13 protein-coding genes are annotated in these 13,841 nt (G+C 42.0%); 5 read left to right on the top strand and 8 right to left on the bottom strand.

Annotated features, from left to right (window positions below; genetic code table 11):
* Positions 1–8: 8 nt before the first annotated feature.
* On the bottom strand, positions 9–722 hold the full coding sequence (locus BLW16_RS14065; protein ID WP_090557657.1) for a hypothetical protein: 714 nt from the start codon (positions 720–722) through the stop codon (positions 9–11).
* Positions 723–879: 157 nt separating this feature from the next.
* On the opposite strand from BLW16_RS14065, the gene BLW16_RS14060 reads away from it, so the two are divergent.
* From BLW16_RS14060 to nadD, 3 genes are read left to right on the top strand one after another with little or no spacing between them, the layout of a single operon-like run.
* Positions 880–1,743 (top strand): YicC/YloC family endoribonuclease, encoded by an 864-nt coding sequence (locus tag BLW16_RS14060; protein WP_090557655.1) that lies wholly within the window; start codon positions 880–882, stop codon positions 1,741–1,743.
* Between the two features lie 13 nt (positions 1,744–1,756).
* Positions 1,757–2,326, top strand: a complete 570-nt coding sequence (gmk, locus tag BLW16_RS14055; RefSeq protein ID WP_090557653.1) for a guanylate kinase — start codon at positions 1,757–1,759, stop codon at positions 2,324–2,326.
* Positions 2,327–2,342: 16 nt separating this feature from the next.
* Positions 2,343–2,918, top strand: a complete 576-nt coding sequence (gene nadD, locus BLW16_RS14050) for a nicotinate (nicotinamide) nucleotide adenylyltransferase (RefSeq protein ID WP_090557651.1) — start codon at positions 2,343–2,345, stop codon at positions 2,916–2,918.
* A 2-nt stretch (positions 2,919–2,920) separates the two neighbouring features.
* Here nadD and BLW16_RS14045 read toward each other — a convergent pair whose 3' ends face one another.
* A complete protein-coding gene (locus tag BLW16_RS14045) occupies positions 2,921–3,628 on the bottom strand; it encodes an SAM-dependent methyltransferase (RefSeq protein WP_090557649.1) in 708 nt (235 codons plus the stop codon).
* A 504-nt stretch (positions 3,629–4,132) separates the two neighbouring features.
* Between BLW16_RS14045 and BLW16_RS14040 the strand changes: the two genes are divergently transcribed.
* Entirely contained in the window at positions 4,133–5,599 is a 1,467-nt protein-coding gene (locus BLW16_RS14040) for a DUF6600 domain-containing protein (protein WP_090557647.1), read from the top strand.
* Positions 5,600–5,689: 90 nt separating this feature from the next.
* Positions 5,690–7,270, top strand: coding sequence for a peptide chain release factor 3 (locus tag BLW16_RS14035; protein ID WP_090557645.1), 1,581 nt, complete (start codon positions 5,690–5,692; stop codon positions 7,268–7,270).
* Positions 7,271–7,439: 169 nt separating this feature from the next.
* On the opposite strand, the gene BLW16_RS14030 is transcribed toward BLW16_RS14035, so the two are convergent.
* The 6 genes from BLW16_RS14030 to BLW16_RS14005 form a co-directional block, all read right to left on the bottom strand.
* The gene (locus BLW16_RS14030; RefSeq protein ID WP_090557643.1) at positions 7,440–8,693 is read right to left on the bottom strand and encodes a pyridoxal phosphate-dependent aminotransferase; all 1,254 of its coding nucleotides are present in this window, start codon (positions 8,691–8,693) and stop codon (positions 7,440–7,442) included.
* 24 nt (positions 8,694–8,717) lie between these two features.
* Complete coding sequence (argH, locus tag BLW16_RS14025) at positions 8,718–10,049, bottom strand: argininosuccinate lyase (RefSeq protein WP_090557640.1); 1,332 nt, start codon at positions 10,047–10,049, stop codon at positions 8,718–8,720.
* 115 nt (positions 10,050–10,164) lie between these two features.
* Complete coding sequence (locus BLW16_RS14020; protein WP_090557637.1) at positions 10,165–11,232, bottom strand: M20 family metallo-hydrolase; 1,068 nt, start codon at positions 11,230–11,232, stop codon at positions 10,165–10,167.
* A 4-nt stretch (positions 11,233–11,236) separates the two neighbouring features.
* A complete protein-coding gene (gene proC / locus BLW16_RS14015; RefSeq protein WP_090557634.1) occupies positions 11,237–12,055 on the bottom strand; it encodes a pyrroline-5-carboxylate reductase in 819 nt (272 codons plus the stop codon).
* Between the two features lie 3 nt (positions 12,056–12,058).
* Positions 12,059–12,847, bottom strand: coding sequence for an acetylglutamate kinase (gene argB / locus BLW16_RS14010; protein ID WP_394332022.1), 789 nt, complete (start codon positions 12,845–12,847; stop codon positions 12,059–12,061).
* A gap of 3 nt (positions 12,848–12,850) precedes the next feature.
* Positions 12,851–13,810 (bottom strand): alpha/beta fold hydrolase, encoded by a 960-nt coding sequence (locus BLW16_RS14005; RefSeq protein WP_090557630.1) that lies wholly within the window; start codon positions 13,808–13,810, stop codon positions 12,851–12,853.
* Positions 13,811–13,841: the final 31 nt, after the last annotated feature.

Raw genomic sequence — 13,841 nt, 5'->3', positions numbered from 1 at the left:
TTCAAATATTATTTCTTCTTCAGGGTATCAGTGTATTGTTTATACGAATCCCTGATATATTTAACGGCATCATATTCTGTCCAGTTCCTGGACTTGCTATAATCAGGGCGATAGTTTAACATGAAATTTTCCAGATCTTTACCCTGTAACTCTGTATTTTTCTGAATCAGATCTTCGTTGAAAAAGCCGTCAATGGCAGTCTGCTGCAGTTCGGTGTTATAGTATTTGCCGAACCTTCTCGCCTTTTTTGGCGTACTGCCAAACAGCTCATACAATGCCGTAAGAGGTGCAAACAAATAAGAAAGTAATGGTGGCTTCCCCTGGTAAAATGACCCCTTATCTCTATAATCCTGCTTTAGCTGATCCAATTCTTGCTTTTTAGACTGCCCCCTGATATTGACCTCACTTAAAGTGTTACCCATATCAAGATAAATAATCATATCCCTGTTAGACAACACTATTTGTTCCACATCCGAATAACCGCGCTTGACCACAACCAGCGTATCCCCCACCAGGGATTTAACCTGAAAGATCCCTAAATCATTACTGCCAACAGTGTATTTCGTCCGTTTATTGGTAATCTCTGCCAATGCAACACGGGTTGTTGAGCCTTTTACCATAATTACTCCATTGAGCTGAAAATCCTCCTGCGCGGAAGCAACACCTGTTGAAGCAAGCAAAAGTGCAGAAATGAACAAACTATTTAGGGTAATACGAATCATTTTATCTGTAATCTATTTGATGTAAATTTAACTATTGTTTATCAATCCGGTGTATTGAAAACGATCAAATGACCATTTAAGGGTAATTGGACACATTAAAAATTTTACACCCTAACCAATTTAACAATAAATTATATCTTTGCACATGATAAAATCAATGACGGGCTATGGCCTGGCCTCTACAGATCAGGAAAATACAAAGTTTGCCGTAGAGATTAAATCCTTAAACAGCAAGTTTTTGGAGCTCAATTTAAAATTACCCAGAGCATATGCTGACAAAGAACTCTTGCTAAGGAATATCTGCAGCAAGGAGATTGAACGGGGAAAAGTAAATGTTTCCATTAACATCGAACGCAGCGAAGAAAACCTAAAAGGCGCTACGATCAATGCAGCATTACTCAGCAAGTACTACAAACAATTAGAAGCCATAAACATAGATTTAGGAGCCAACTCCAATAACTTACTGCAGGCTGTTTTAAGCTTTCCTGACGTCATCAGTTATACAGAAGAGGTGGTGAATGAAGGAGAATGGGACATTTTGCAAAGCACGTTTAATGCTGCTTTAGAGAATTTCAACCAGTTCAGGGAAACAGAAGGCGCAGTTCTGAAACAGGACCTGGAATTGAGAATTAAAAATATACTCGGCTTTTTTGCACAGATAGAGATTTTAGCCCCATTGAGGATTCCTCAGATCAGGACAAGGTTAAATCAGTTTTTGGAGGAAATTGCCGGAAAGGTGAACGTTGATCAGAACCGTCTTGAACAGGAGTTGATCTATTATATAGATAAGCTGGATATCACCGAAGAGAAGATCAGGTTGAAAAGCCATTGTGATTATTTCACTGAAACCTTAAAAAGTAAAGATGCCAATGGCAAAAAACTCGGCTTTATTTCGCAGGAAATTGGCAGAGAAATCAATACTATGGGCGCGAAAGCCAATGATGCACAAATTCAGCAACTGGTTGTGGGGATGAAAGAGGAATTAGAAAAGATTAAAGAACAGTTGTTAAATGTTATCTAGACAGCATCAATAAATGATACAAGGCAAGCTCATCATATTTTCCGCTCCTTCGGGAGCAGGAAAAACTACCATCGTTAAACATCTGCTGGAAAAATTTCCGTCATTAAACTTTTCGATATCAGCGACAACCAGGGAGTCCCGGGGAGACGAACAGCATGAAAAGGATTATTACTTTATTTCTAAAGAAGCATTTCTTCACAAAGTTGCCCACCAGGAGTTTGTAGAGTTCGAAGAAGTTTATAACGGCACTTTTTATGGTACATTACGTTCGGAAATTGAAAGGATCTGGAATGAAGGGAAACACGTGATATTTGATATCGATGTAGAGGGCGGACTGCGTCTGAAACGTAAATATGAAGAAGATGCATTGGCTATCTTTGTACAGCCACCTTCATTGGAAGTACTAAAAGAGCGTTTGAGCGGACGTGGGACAGACAGCCCTGAAAAACTTCAGGAAAGGTTTATCAAAGCTGAAAAAGAGCTGAAGTATGCAGATAAATTTGATGTGGTGCTTAAAAATTTTGATCTGCACACAGCGTGTATGGAGGCAGAGAAATTAGTGTCTGATTTTATCAATAAATAAAATACCCTTTTTAAGGATGGCAAAAACAGGTTTATTTTTTGGTTCCTTCAACCCGATCCATGTGGGGCATATGATCATAGCCAGTTATATGGCTAATTACACTGATCTTGATGAGGTCTGGCTGGTGGTTTCTCCACAAAATCCGTTAAAAAATAAAAAGGGCCTCGGAAATATGTATGACAGGCTCGAAATGGCCCGTTTAGCTACTGAGCCGGCGGAAAATATAAAAGTCAGTGATATTGAGTTTACGCTTCCACAGCCCTCTTACACGATAGATACACTGACCTACCTCCATGAGAAGTATCCTGCGAAAAAGTTTGTACTGATCATGGGGGCAGACAACCTGGTTTCCTTAAAAAAATGGAAAAACTATGAGGTTCTGCTAAAGGACTACAGTATTTATGTATATCCCAGGCCTGAATGTGACATAGCTGGATGGGAAGGGCATCCTTCGATCACATTTACAGAAACTCCTCAGATGGAAATATCTTCAACCTTTATCAGAAAGGCATTCAAAGAAAATAAAAACATCCAGTTTTTAGTCTCCGAAAATGTGATCGCGTTTATGGACTCCAAAAATATGTACCGATAGGCTTATCTGTAGATTAAAAATATAGTGGGTTTTTTATGGAGATCAATTTTCTCCTGACGCCACTGTCCTATGGATTGTGTCCTGATGTATTCGTCCTCTCCGGTAATGTTACATGCCACGCAAAGCAATGTTTGTGCTGCCGTATTTTTAACGATATCCTCAAATAAATGATTGTTACGGAAAGGCGTTTCAATAAACATCTGTGTCTGTTTATTTTTTTCAGCTATTTTTTCCAGTTCCTTGATGCTTTTAACCCTTTCTACCTTATCTATAGGCAGGTAACCATGAAAAGTAAAACTCTGTCCATTAAAACCCGAAGCCATTAATGCAAGCAGCAATGAATTGGGCCCTACTAAAGGAACCACTTTAATCCCTCGTTTGTGCGCTTCTGATACCACATCTGCACCTGGATCAGCTACTCCCGGACATCCTGCTTCACTCATCAACCCCACATCCTTTCCCGTCATCAGTTCTTTAAAATATGGAACCATAGAGTCATTCCGCTTATGTTTACCATAATCGTGGATAGTTAGGTCACTTTGTGGAATTTTCAGTCCTGCTTCTTTTAAAAATTTACGGGCAGTTTTTTCATTCTCAACAATATAGGTATCGAGGGCATTGATAGTATCGATCAGGTAGGGAGTGAAAGATTTTGCAGAGGCATTCTCTGCCAGAGGGACAGGAATTAGGTATAATATGCCTTTTTTCATTATTATATATTTGTTTTTTAAGTGGTTATGAAAATATTACAATCTTTCCATTACTATTTGATATAGATAACATCATGATGTTATCATTTAATTATAATTGGATATTTACTATTACGAATCTGTCCTTAGAGTAATCATTTCCATTTTAAGGTCAAAGCCCGGGATAGTTTATTCGTCTTTTTTTTTTGGTATTGTTTATGTGATACTGGATAGCGACAAGTCCATTCCTGCAAAAGAAAAGAATTATTAGTTGGAAAGAGAAAATAAGGATCAAATATCAAGAATAATCAGAATATAACTTGTGCAGCTTGTCATACAATTATAATCTTTCAAACATTAAAAATTGCTTTAAACAAATATAAACCCTGTATTCAGCGCCAAACGAATAACATAATTAGGAAATCAACAGAATGGCATAGCATATATTGTCCTATTGATTAAACTATTATTGAAGTTTGCACTCATAGTAATATAGGTTAGGTTAGGTATTTAATACACACACAAATGAAACGCATGATCAAATTGCCGGCTGTAATCCTGGGGCTATTGCTCCTGGTCACCGGTCTTACACAAAACGCAATAGCTCAGGAAGATGATGAGATCACACTTGAGACCTTTTATGAGGAACTGGCGCCATATGGCAAATGGACACAGGATCCCGAGTATGGTTATGTATGGCATCCGAATGTAGACCAGAATTTCAGGCCATATTACACCGATGGTCACTGGACAATGACTGAATACGGTAATACCTGGGTGTCTGACTATGAATGGGGCTGGGCTCCTTTTCACTATGGCAGGTGGGCAACTGACCGCTATAATCAATGGATCTGGATCCCTGATACAGAATGGGGACCGGCATGGGTAAGCTGGAGGAGTGGTGATGACTATTATGGCTGGGCACCTCTGAGTCCCGATTATCAGAATATCGGTGAAGGCGGTGGTTATGATGCACCCTTAAACTGGTGGGCGTTCATTCCCCAGATCAGTATTTATAGTACAAGCTATCCCCGCTATTATGTCAGAAACCAGGGTTTTTATAACCGCACGGCCTTTATCAATTATACTTACAGAGGAGGAAATATTAGACGTCCCTTTTATACAGGCCCAAGGGCAGATGATATCAGGAGGGTGACCCGCAGAGATGTAACTGTATATCGTGTTTCTCCTGCGAACAGGCCTGGAAGATATAGTTTTTCCAATAATAATGTCAGCATTTATCGCCCAAGAGTTGGTTCTGGTGGCAGAGGCGGTAACAATAATACACCCAACAACCAGCCGGGCAGAAATAACAATACCGGAAGTATGCGTCCGGGACAACCAGGAGGATTTAATCCCGGAAGGGGAAATAACCCGAACAACGGCCGGCCGGGAAGAAATAACAATGCAGACGGTCAGGGAGGACAGCCTTCCGGAAACAACAACGGAAGAGGAAACAGTTCTACTCCGGCTCAACCAGGAACGCCAAATCCAGCAAGTGGACGTCCTGAGGGATATACGCCAACGAGGGGAAATGACCAAGGACAGCGCCCTGCCAGAAGAGAAGGTTTCGACCGGACTCAGCAAATGCAGCAGCAACAACAGCGCGATGTTCAGCAGCGCCAGCAGGAAATGCAGCGTCAGCAACGGGACGGCCAGCAACGTACGCAACAGGATCAGCAACAAATGTTGCAGCGCCAACAGCAAATGCAGCAGCAGCGTGCGCAACAGGAACAACAACGCCAGCTAAGGGACGGTCAGCAACGCGGACAACAAGATCAGCAGCGTCAGCAACAGATGCAGCAGCAACGCGCACAGCAGGATCAACAGCGTCAGCAGCAAATGCAACAGCAGCGTGCACAGCAAGACCAGCAACAACAACAACAGCAGCAACAGCGTGCGCAGCAAGAACAACAACGCCAGCAACAACAACAGGCAAGGCCTGCAACAGCTGATCCAGGGAGAGGCGGCCGCGGGGGCAGAGGTAATTAAGCTATAAAAAACCGGTCGTAATGGCCGGTTTTTATTTTATATATTATATTTATCTTTGCAGCCTTCATCAAGCAATATGCTTAACTCTTTATGATCCACCCCGAAATAGAAAAACGAAAAACATTCGCCATTATCAGTCACCCGGATGCCGGTAAAACAACGCTAACTGAAAAATTTCTGCTTTTTGGCGGAGCGATAAATACAGCAGGCGCAGTAAAGCGAAATAAAGCCAATCAAAGCAGTACTTCAGATTTTATGGAGATTGAGAAGCAGCGCGGAATTTCCGTTGCCACTTCTGTGATGGGCTTTGAATACAAAGATAAACGAATCAATATTCTGGATACTCCGGGCCACAAGGATTTCGCAGAAGATACCTACCGGACGCTGTCTGCCGTAGACAGTGTAATTCTGGTGGTAGACTGTGTAAAGGGTGTTGAGGAACAAACCGAAAAACTAATGGCAGTTTGCCGTATGCGGAATACACCGGTGATCATCTTTGTCAACAAGATGGACCGTGAGGGTAAAGACGCATTTGATCTGCTGGATGAGATTGAAAACAAACTCAGTATCAGCCTTTGCCCCCTTTCCTGGCCAATCGGACAAGGACATACCTTCAAAGGTGTCTATAGCATTTACAATAAACACCTCAATCTTTTTGAACCGGACAAAACGAAGATCGCGGATCCGGTGATTGAAGTGAACGACCTGAATGACGAAAACCTGAATAAATTCCTCAAACCAGCCGAACTGGCGGGACTGAAAAGTGACCTGGAACTTGTAGAAGGTGTGTATGGCTCACTCGATCAAAGTATGTACACAGAGGGATTACTTGCCCCCGTATTTTTTGGAAGCGCCATTAATAATTTCGGTATTAAGGAACTCCTGGATACATTTATCAATATTGCACCAAGCCCGAGAAGCAGGGAAGCCGAAGAACGTGAAGTATTGGTAGAGGAGAAAAATTTCTCAGGATTTGTTTTTAAAATCCATGCCAACCTTGATCCTAAACACCGCGACCGCATTGCCTTTCTAAGAATATGTTCAGGTAAATTTGAAAGGAATAAATTCTATTACCATACGCGTCAGGATAAGAAACTGAAATTCTCGAATCCAATGGATTTTATGGCCAACGAAAAAAGCATTGTTGAAGAAGCATGGCCAGGCGATGTGGTCGGACTTTATGATAGCGGCAACTTCAAAATCGGAGACACATTGACTGAAGGAGAGAAACTTCAATTTAAGGGCATTCCGAGCTTCTCTCCCGAGATATTTAAGGAAGTAGAGAATAGAGATCCTCTACGAACCAAACAGTTGGAAAAAGGCATACAACAACTTACTGAGGAAGGAGTTGCACAGTTGTTTACACAACAGCCCGGTAATAGGAAAATTATTGGTGCTGTAGGCGAACTACAGTTCGAAGTAATTGCATTCAGACTGGAGCATGAATATGGAGCAAAGGCACATTTCCGTATGTTAAGTTATACTAGGTCCAACTGGGTTTCTTCAACAGACAAGAAAAAACTGGAAGAGTTCGTAAAACGTAAACAAATGCATATCGGACAGGATAAAGACGGTAATTCGGTGTTTCTGGCTGATAATGACTTTATGATCAACATGACCAAGCGGGATTATCCCGATATCGAATTCCACAAGACTTCAGAATTCAAATAGCGTTCAAATTTGAAAATGAACCGTCTTTTATGCAAGACGGTTTTAATATTCAACATAAAAACACCTTGCCGAAACATGTCCATATCATCAGTTTCCAAATAGAAAAACTAATGGTACGAGTATGTTTTCAGCAAGGTGTCAGTATGGACTCATATACTTCTTTTCTTAACTATCGTAATTTACTCAGTGCTGTTTTAATCCTTGGGATCATTGCATTGATATCTTCAAGGGAGCACCCTCCCACAGATGCACGGTACCACCTTTTGGTATCGTCAGTACCAAAATATGAAAATGGCACAAATGCAGCCGATGCTTCATTGATCAGATAAGAATTAACATCTGTACTATTCTTCAGCGAATCACCGGATTCAGTGGTTTTGCCAATATAATCGATTTTAAGCGTCAGATAGATTGCTCCCATAGGAACGATCGCATCTACAGCGAATCCATCGGCTTTTAACTGCTGGAATCCAACATAAAGGGCATTCAGGCTTTCCTGGATCTGCTCTTTAAATTTACCCAGGAACTGGTCTACCAGGGTTTTATCAGAAAAATATTTCGCTACAGCTACCTGCTCAGCTTTCGGGGCCCAGGCACCAACATGTGTAAGCAGTGCTTTCATTTTGGCCACTACCTGAGCAGGTCCAAATCCCCATCCTACACGAACACCTGTCGCAGCAAGACATTTTGAGATCCCGTCGATATATATCACATAATCCTTTAGTTGCGGGCGTAAGCTAACCGGATTGATATGTTCTTTGCCAAAAGTCAGCAGTGAATAGATCTGATCATACATGATGTATAAGGGTTTCTCTCCTTCTGCTCTTGAATTATTCTCTTCGATCACCAGATCACAAATATCTTCCAGCTGTTCTTTGGTAAACATTGTGCCTGTAGGGTTCAGCGGAGAACATAGTGCGAGTAGCGTGGCACCCTTAATATGTGGCTTCAGCAACTCGGCTGTCGGCATAAAGTTACTTTCTGCAGTAGTCTCCACGGCAATGCCTTCAGCAGAAGAAAGATGGCAGTAGTGATTATTATTCCATGATGGTACCGGATAAATAACTTTGTCCCCAGGGTCTACCAAAGCAAGATAAGTGGCATAGATCAGCGGGCGTGAACCACCCGAAACAAGAATCTCATCAGTACTATAATCAAGCTCATAGCGATCCTTTACTATCCCAACAACGGTTTGCCTTAAAGCCAGAACTCCATCAGCAGGAGGATAATTGGTTTGGTGTTGATTGTAAGCATTTACAATTTCTTCTTTTAGCTCTGATGGTATAGGAAAAATTGACGGGTCAAAATCTCCAATGGTAAGATTGGCAATTTTAGCACCTTTGCTTTTCAATTCATTAACCTCATGACTAATTTTAATGATCTCAGAGCCAATAAGTGACTTTGCTAATACTGATACGCTCATTTTATTTTTATATTAATGGTTAAATTAAGCCAGCAATTGTTGTATCGCTGATTTTGTTTTTTCAAAATTAAACTGGTCAAGAATGGTTTCCATCATTGACTCAATTTCGGGGTTACACAAGTTACCTATACTTCCTTCATGTGTATGGTGGACTTCAACCCCAGGTACAAATGTACCATTTTCAATAGTCTCTCCGACTATCTTGTATGCCTCTCTGAAAGGAATCCCCTTTAAAGCGAGGTCATTCACTACCTCTACGCTAAACAGGTAATCATATTTTTTATCCTTTAAAATATCACCCTTAATATCAATATACTGCAGCATATAGCTTGTCATCTCCAAACATTCATTCAGGGAGACCATTGAGGGAAAGAGATTTTCCTTTAGTAATTGCAGATCGCGGTGATATCCCGAGGGCAGGTTAGTCGTCATCATTGCAATCTCATTTGGCAATGCCTGAATTTTATTGCATCTGGAACGGATCAGTTCAAAAACATCGGGATTCTTTTTATGCGGCATAATGCTCGACCCTGTTGTCAGCTCATCCGGAAATTTGATAAATCCGAAGTTCTGGTTAATAAACAAACAAACGTCCATGGCCATCTTTGCCAGGGTAGCAGCCACAGAAGACATTGCCTGAGACAATATTCTTTCTGTTTTCCCCCTGCCCATTTGTGCATAAACCACATTATAATTGAGGTTATCAAACCCGAGAAGTTCAGTTGTCATTGTGCGGTTCAGAGGAAATGAGGAACCATATCCTGCAGCAGAACCTAAAGGATTTTTATTGCAGATCTTCCATGCTGCCAGCATGACTTCCATATCGTCTACAAGACTTTCCGCATATGCACCAAACCAAAGCCCGAAAGATGAAGGCATAGCAATTTGTAAATGCGTATAACCCGGCATTAATTTATCCCTATGTGTATTGCTCAGCAGGATCAGCTGCTGAAACAGCGTAACCATATTGCCAACCGTATCTTCGATCTTGCCCCTGAAAAATAATTTCAGGTCTACCAGCACCTGATCGTTACGTGAACGACCGCTATGGATCTTTTTGCCTGCTTCTCCAATACGCTGGGTGAGCAGCCATTCAACCTGGGAGTGCACATCTTCAACAGTATCTTCGATCTTAAATTCCCCGGCTTCGATCTCAGCATAGATCTTTTTAAGTGCCACCTGTATTTCTGCGAGTTCAACCGCAGTAAGCAAGCCAATGCTTTCCAGCATCTCCACATGTGCCAGCGATCCCAGGACATCAAAAGCAGCCATCTGCAGATCCAGTTCCCTGTCATTGCCTACCGTGAAACTTTCAATATCTTTATTTACTTCTATATTTTTCTGCCAGATCTTCATTGATATATAATTCTTTACCAGTGATAACTATCCATAATGGTTATCCTGTGATGAAAGCTCCAAACGGGAGCAGGTATTAATTTAAGCAAAATTACAATAATTACCAATCAGGAACCTACTTTCCGTTAATAACCGGTTTAAGCATGTTGATATAAAGTGTTATGCCTTCAGCAATCTCTTCTACAAACACATATTCATCTGCCATATGTGATCTTGCAGAATCACCCGGGCCAACTTTAACAGAAGGAATACTTAACAAAGCCTGATCTGAGGTAGTAGGAGAACCATAGGTTGTTCTTCCCATTGCTACTCCGGATTGAACCAGGGGATGGTCCTTATCAATTGACGAAGGTTTTAGCCGTATTGATCTGGGTTTCACCTCGCAGTCCACATTTGTCCGTATAATTTTCAATACTTCCTCATTAGTGTATGCATCAGTAACGCGTACATCTACCGTAAAAGTACAGGTTGCGGGCACCACATTATGCTGAGATCCTGCATTGATAATGGTTACCGACATTTTTAAGGGGCCAAACACTTCAGATACCTTTGAAAATCTGTAATTCCTAAACCAGTCGATATCCTTTAAAGCTTTATATATGGCATTGTCTCCCTCCTCCCGGGCAGCATGGCCGGCTTTTCCTGTAACAGTACAGTCCAGCACCAGCAATCCCCGTTCTGCAATGGCAAGGTTCATTTCAGTGGGTTCCCCAACGATTGCGAACTCAAGTTCTCCAAGATCGGGAAGCACACATTCAAGCCCGTTATTACCTGAGATCTCCTCTTCAGCAGTCGCTGCCAGGCAAATGTTATACGAGAGCCCTTCCTGATCATAAAAATAAAGGAAGGTAGCAATCAGTGACACCAGACATCCGCCTGCATCATTACTTCCCAAGCCATACAGCCTGCCCTCTTCAACTGCCGGTTCATAAGGATTCCTAATATAACCTGAATTTGGCTTTACCGTATCATGATGTGAATTTAATAGCACTGTAGGCTTAGCCGCATCAAAATGTTTGTTGTAAGCCCAGATATTATTCAGTTTACGATTGATCTTAATTTGTCGTTCCTGCAAAAATTGCCCGATCAGATCAGCGGTTTTCTCTTCTTCTTTACTGAAAGATTGAATACTGATTAGATTCTTTAACAACTCTAAACTATCCTTTTGCAGTTTTTCTATCATAAATTTATCCCTTTGTATATAATTCTCCTGCTTTTATAGCTGAAAGCTTGATGCCTTTAATCAGGGATGAACTAAACCCGTTGTGTTCCATTTCATTCAGCCCGGCAATGGTACATCCCTTTGGCGAAGTTACTTTATCTATTTCCTGCTCAGGATGTGACTGCATCTGCAATAACAGATCTGCAGCTCCTTTCGCTGTCTGAACGGCCATCTTTAGCGCTTCATCGGCATGAAATCCTATTTCTACCCCACCTTGTGAAGCCGCACGGATGGCCCGTAAAAAGAAAGCAATACCGCAGGCGCACAATGCTGTTGCCGCAGTCATCAGATCTTCATTGATCTTCACTACAGCACCTACCGTTTCAAACATTCTGGTCACTTCAGCTATATGTTCCGCAGAAGCATTATCTGATGCTACGCAGGTCATAGACTGACCTATGGCAATTGCTGTGTTAGGCATGGCCCGAATCACTTCCAACCCCTCTTTCAGCTTATTTCTGATATCCCCACAGCTTACGCCGGAAGCCACCGAGATCACCACATGTTTGCTAATATCTATTACCGGGGCAATTTCTTCCATCAGCTGGTTCAGTTGCTGAGGTAAAACTGCCAGCACGATAATATCAGCCGATGCCACAACAGCTGCGTTATCTTTACTGATGAAATAACCATGGCTGGCAAAATCATTCAGCTTATTTATATTTCTCCTGGTCAGGCTGATTTGGTTAGCCTTCACATAATCTGCTTTAACTAATCCCTTGGCCAGTGAAAGCCCAATGTTTCCACTTCCCAGTATCGCTATATTTCCTGTAAATTTTCCCATAATCTAGTCTATTAATCTGGTTCCAAAACCATTGATATCAATTTGCGGTAATTCATCAGCCTTGCCGATATAAACTGCTTTAACACCCTGCCGGATGGCTTCAAATGCATTGTATAACTTGGGGATCATTCCTCCGGAAACCACACCTTCTGCCTGCAGTGTTTCAAAATCATTTCGTCTGATCTCTGCCACCAGCGAAAGGTCATCATCCACATCACGCAGCACTCCTTTTTTCTCGAAGCAGTACACTAGCCGGGTTTCATATTCCCGGGACATGGCCACAGCAACTGCAGAGGCAATTGTATCAGCATTCGTATTCAAAAGCTGGGTATCTCCATCATGGGTAATTGCGCAGAGTACCGGAATGAGGTCGTTTTTCAGCAGGACGTCCAAAGTTTTTACAGAAACAGAAGACTCATTCAGATCACCTACAAAACCGTAGTCAATTTTACCAACCGGGCGTTTTACCGCCTGAATCACATTGCCATCGGCTCCGCTCAGGCCAATTGCATTACACCCTTTTGCCTGTAACTGGGCCACCATATTCTTATTGATCAGTCCGCCGTAAACCATGGTCACGATCCGGAGGGTCTCAATATCAGTGATCCGTCGTCCATCTACCATTTTGGGTTCAATGCCCAAAGAACTTCCCAGTTCAGTAGCGATCTTTCCGCCGCCATGAACCAGTATCTTATCGCCGGGCAAAGCAGTAAAATCGAGCAGAAACTGGTGCAGCTTCTCGGAATTGTCAATTACATTTCCGCCAATTTTTATAATTGTTAACTGCTTCATCATTTATTTCTTTAAAAAAGCGTTGATGGTGGCAAATTCCAGCTCCGGCTCTTCAACCTGTGGATTGTGTCCCGATTTCTCGAACATCACAAATTCTGCCTGCGGGCAGTACTCCTTATATTTCACCATCATCCAGGGTGTTGCCACTCTGTCAAAACGGCCTCCGATAATCAGAACAGGCATTTTTAAATCTTTCAGCTGCTTGCGGAAATCGAAAGTCCCGATATCATTACCAACATAAAAATCGCCGTCCCTTCCCACCATCTGGTAGTACAGTTTAGTGTTCATGCTATTTGGATAGGGTTTTTTGTTTCCACCTGTAAATTTACCAGGATTATAAGCATATAGAAACCCGTATGGTACTCTTCCATAAATATCCTGGTGCAGCAAATCACTGGAAACAGCGCCCTGCTCACGGATCTTCATCAGTTCTGCCCAAACCTCCGGGTAATTTGTTTTGATCTCGTGGTTTGAGTTGTCGTCATTCTCCTGCCACATGGCGTAACTGTGAAAAGTATTCGCCAGGATCAGGTGGCTTACATTAGAGGGGTATTTTATAGCGTATCCCTGCGCAACAAGGCCGCCATAAGAATGTCCCAAAAGAGATATTTTATCAAGTTTTAACGCCTTCCTTAATCCTTCGATATCTTCAATATCGCGTTGCAGGCTATATTGCGACACTACTTTTGCGGTATCAGACTTCCCCCTGCCAAAAGCATCGAAATATATCAGCTGATGATTTGATGTGGCAAGAGGATCAAAGCTGCGTAATCCGGGGTGTGCCCCGCCGGGGCCACCTGCGATGAAGATCAGAGGATCGCCCTCGCCAACTGTTACTACGTATAACTTAGCACCGTTCACGGTCACATATTTACCGTCTGTCCAGCTGTCAACTGTCTTCTGCTGCGCAAAAGACAACGCAGTTAAAAAGAACATACAAAATAGAAGGGCGGTTTTCTTCATCAGTGGTTATTGGTTTTTATAAAATTATTAA

Source organism: Pedobacter hartonius (assembly GCF_900107535.1).
In the GTDB taxonomy this organism is placed as follows: Bacteria; Bacteroidota; Bacteroidia; order Sphingobacteriales; family Sphingobacteriaceae; genus Pedobacter; species Pedobacter hartonius.
This window is presented reverse-complemented; position numbering and strand designations above follow the sequence as displayed.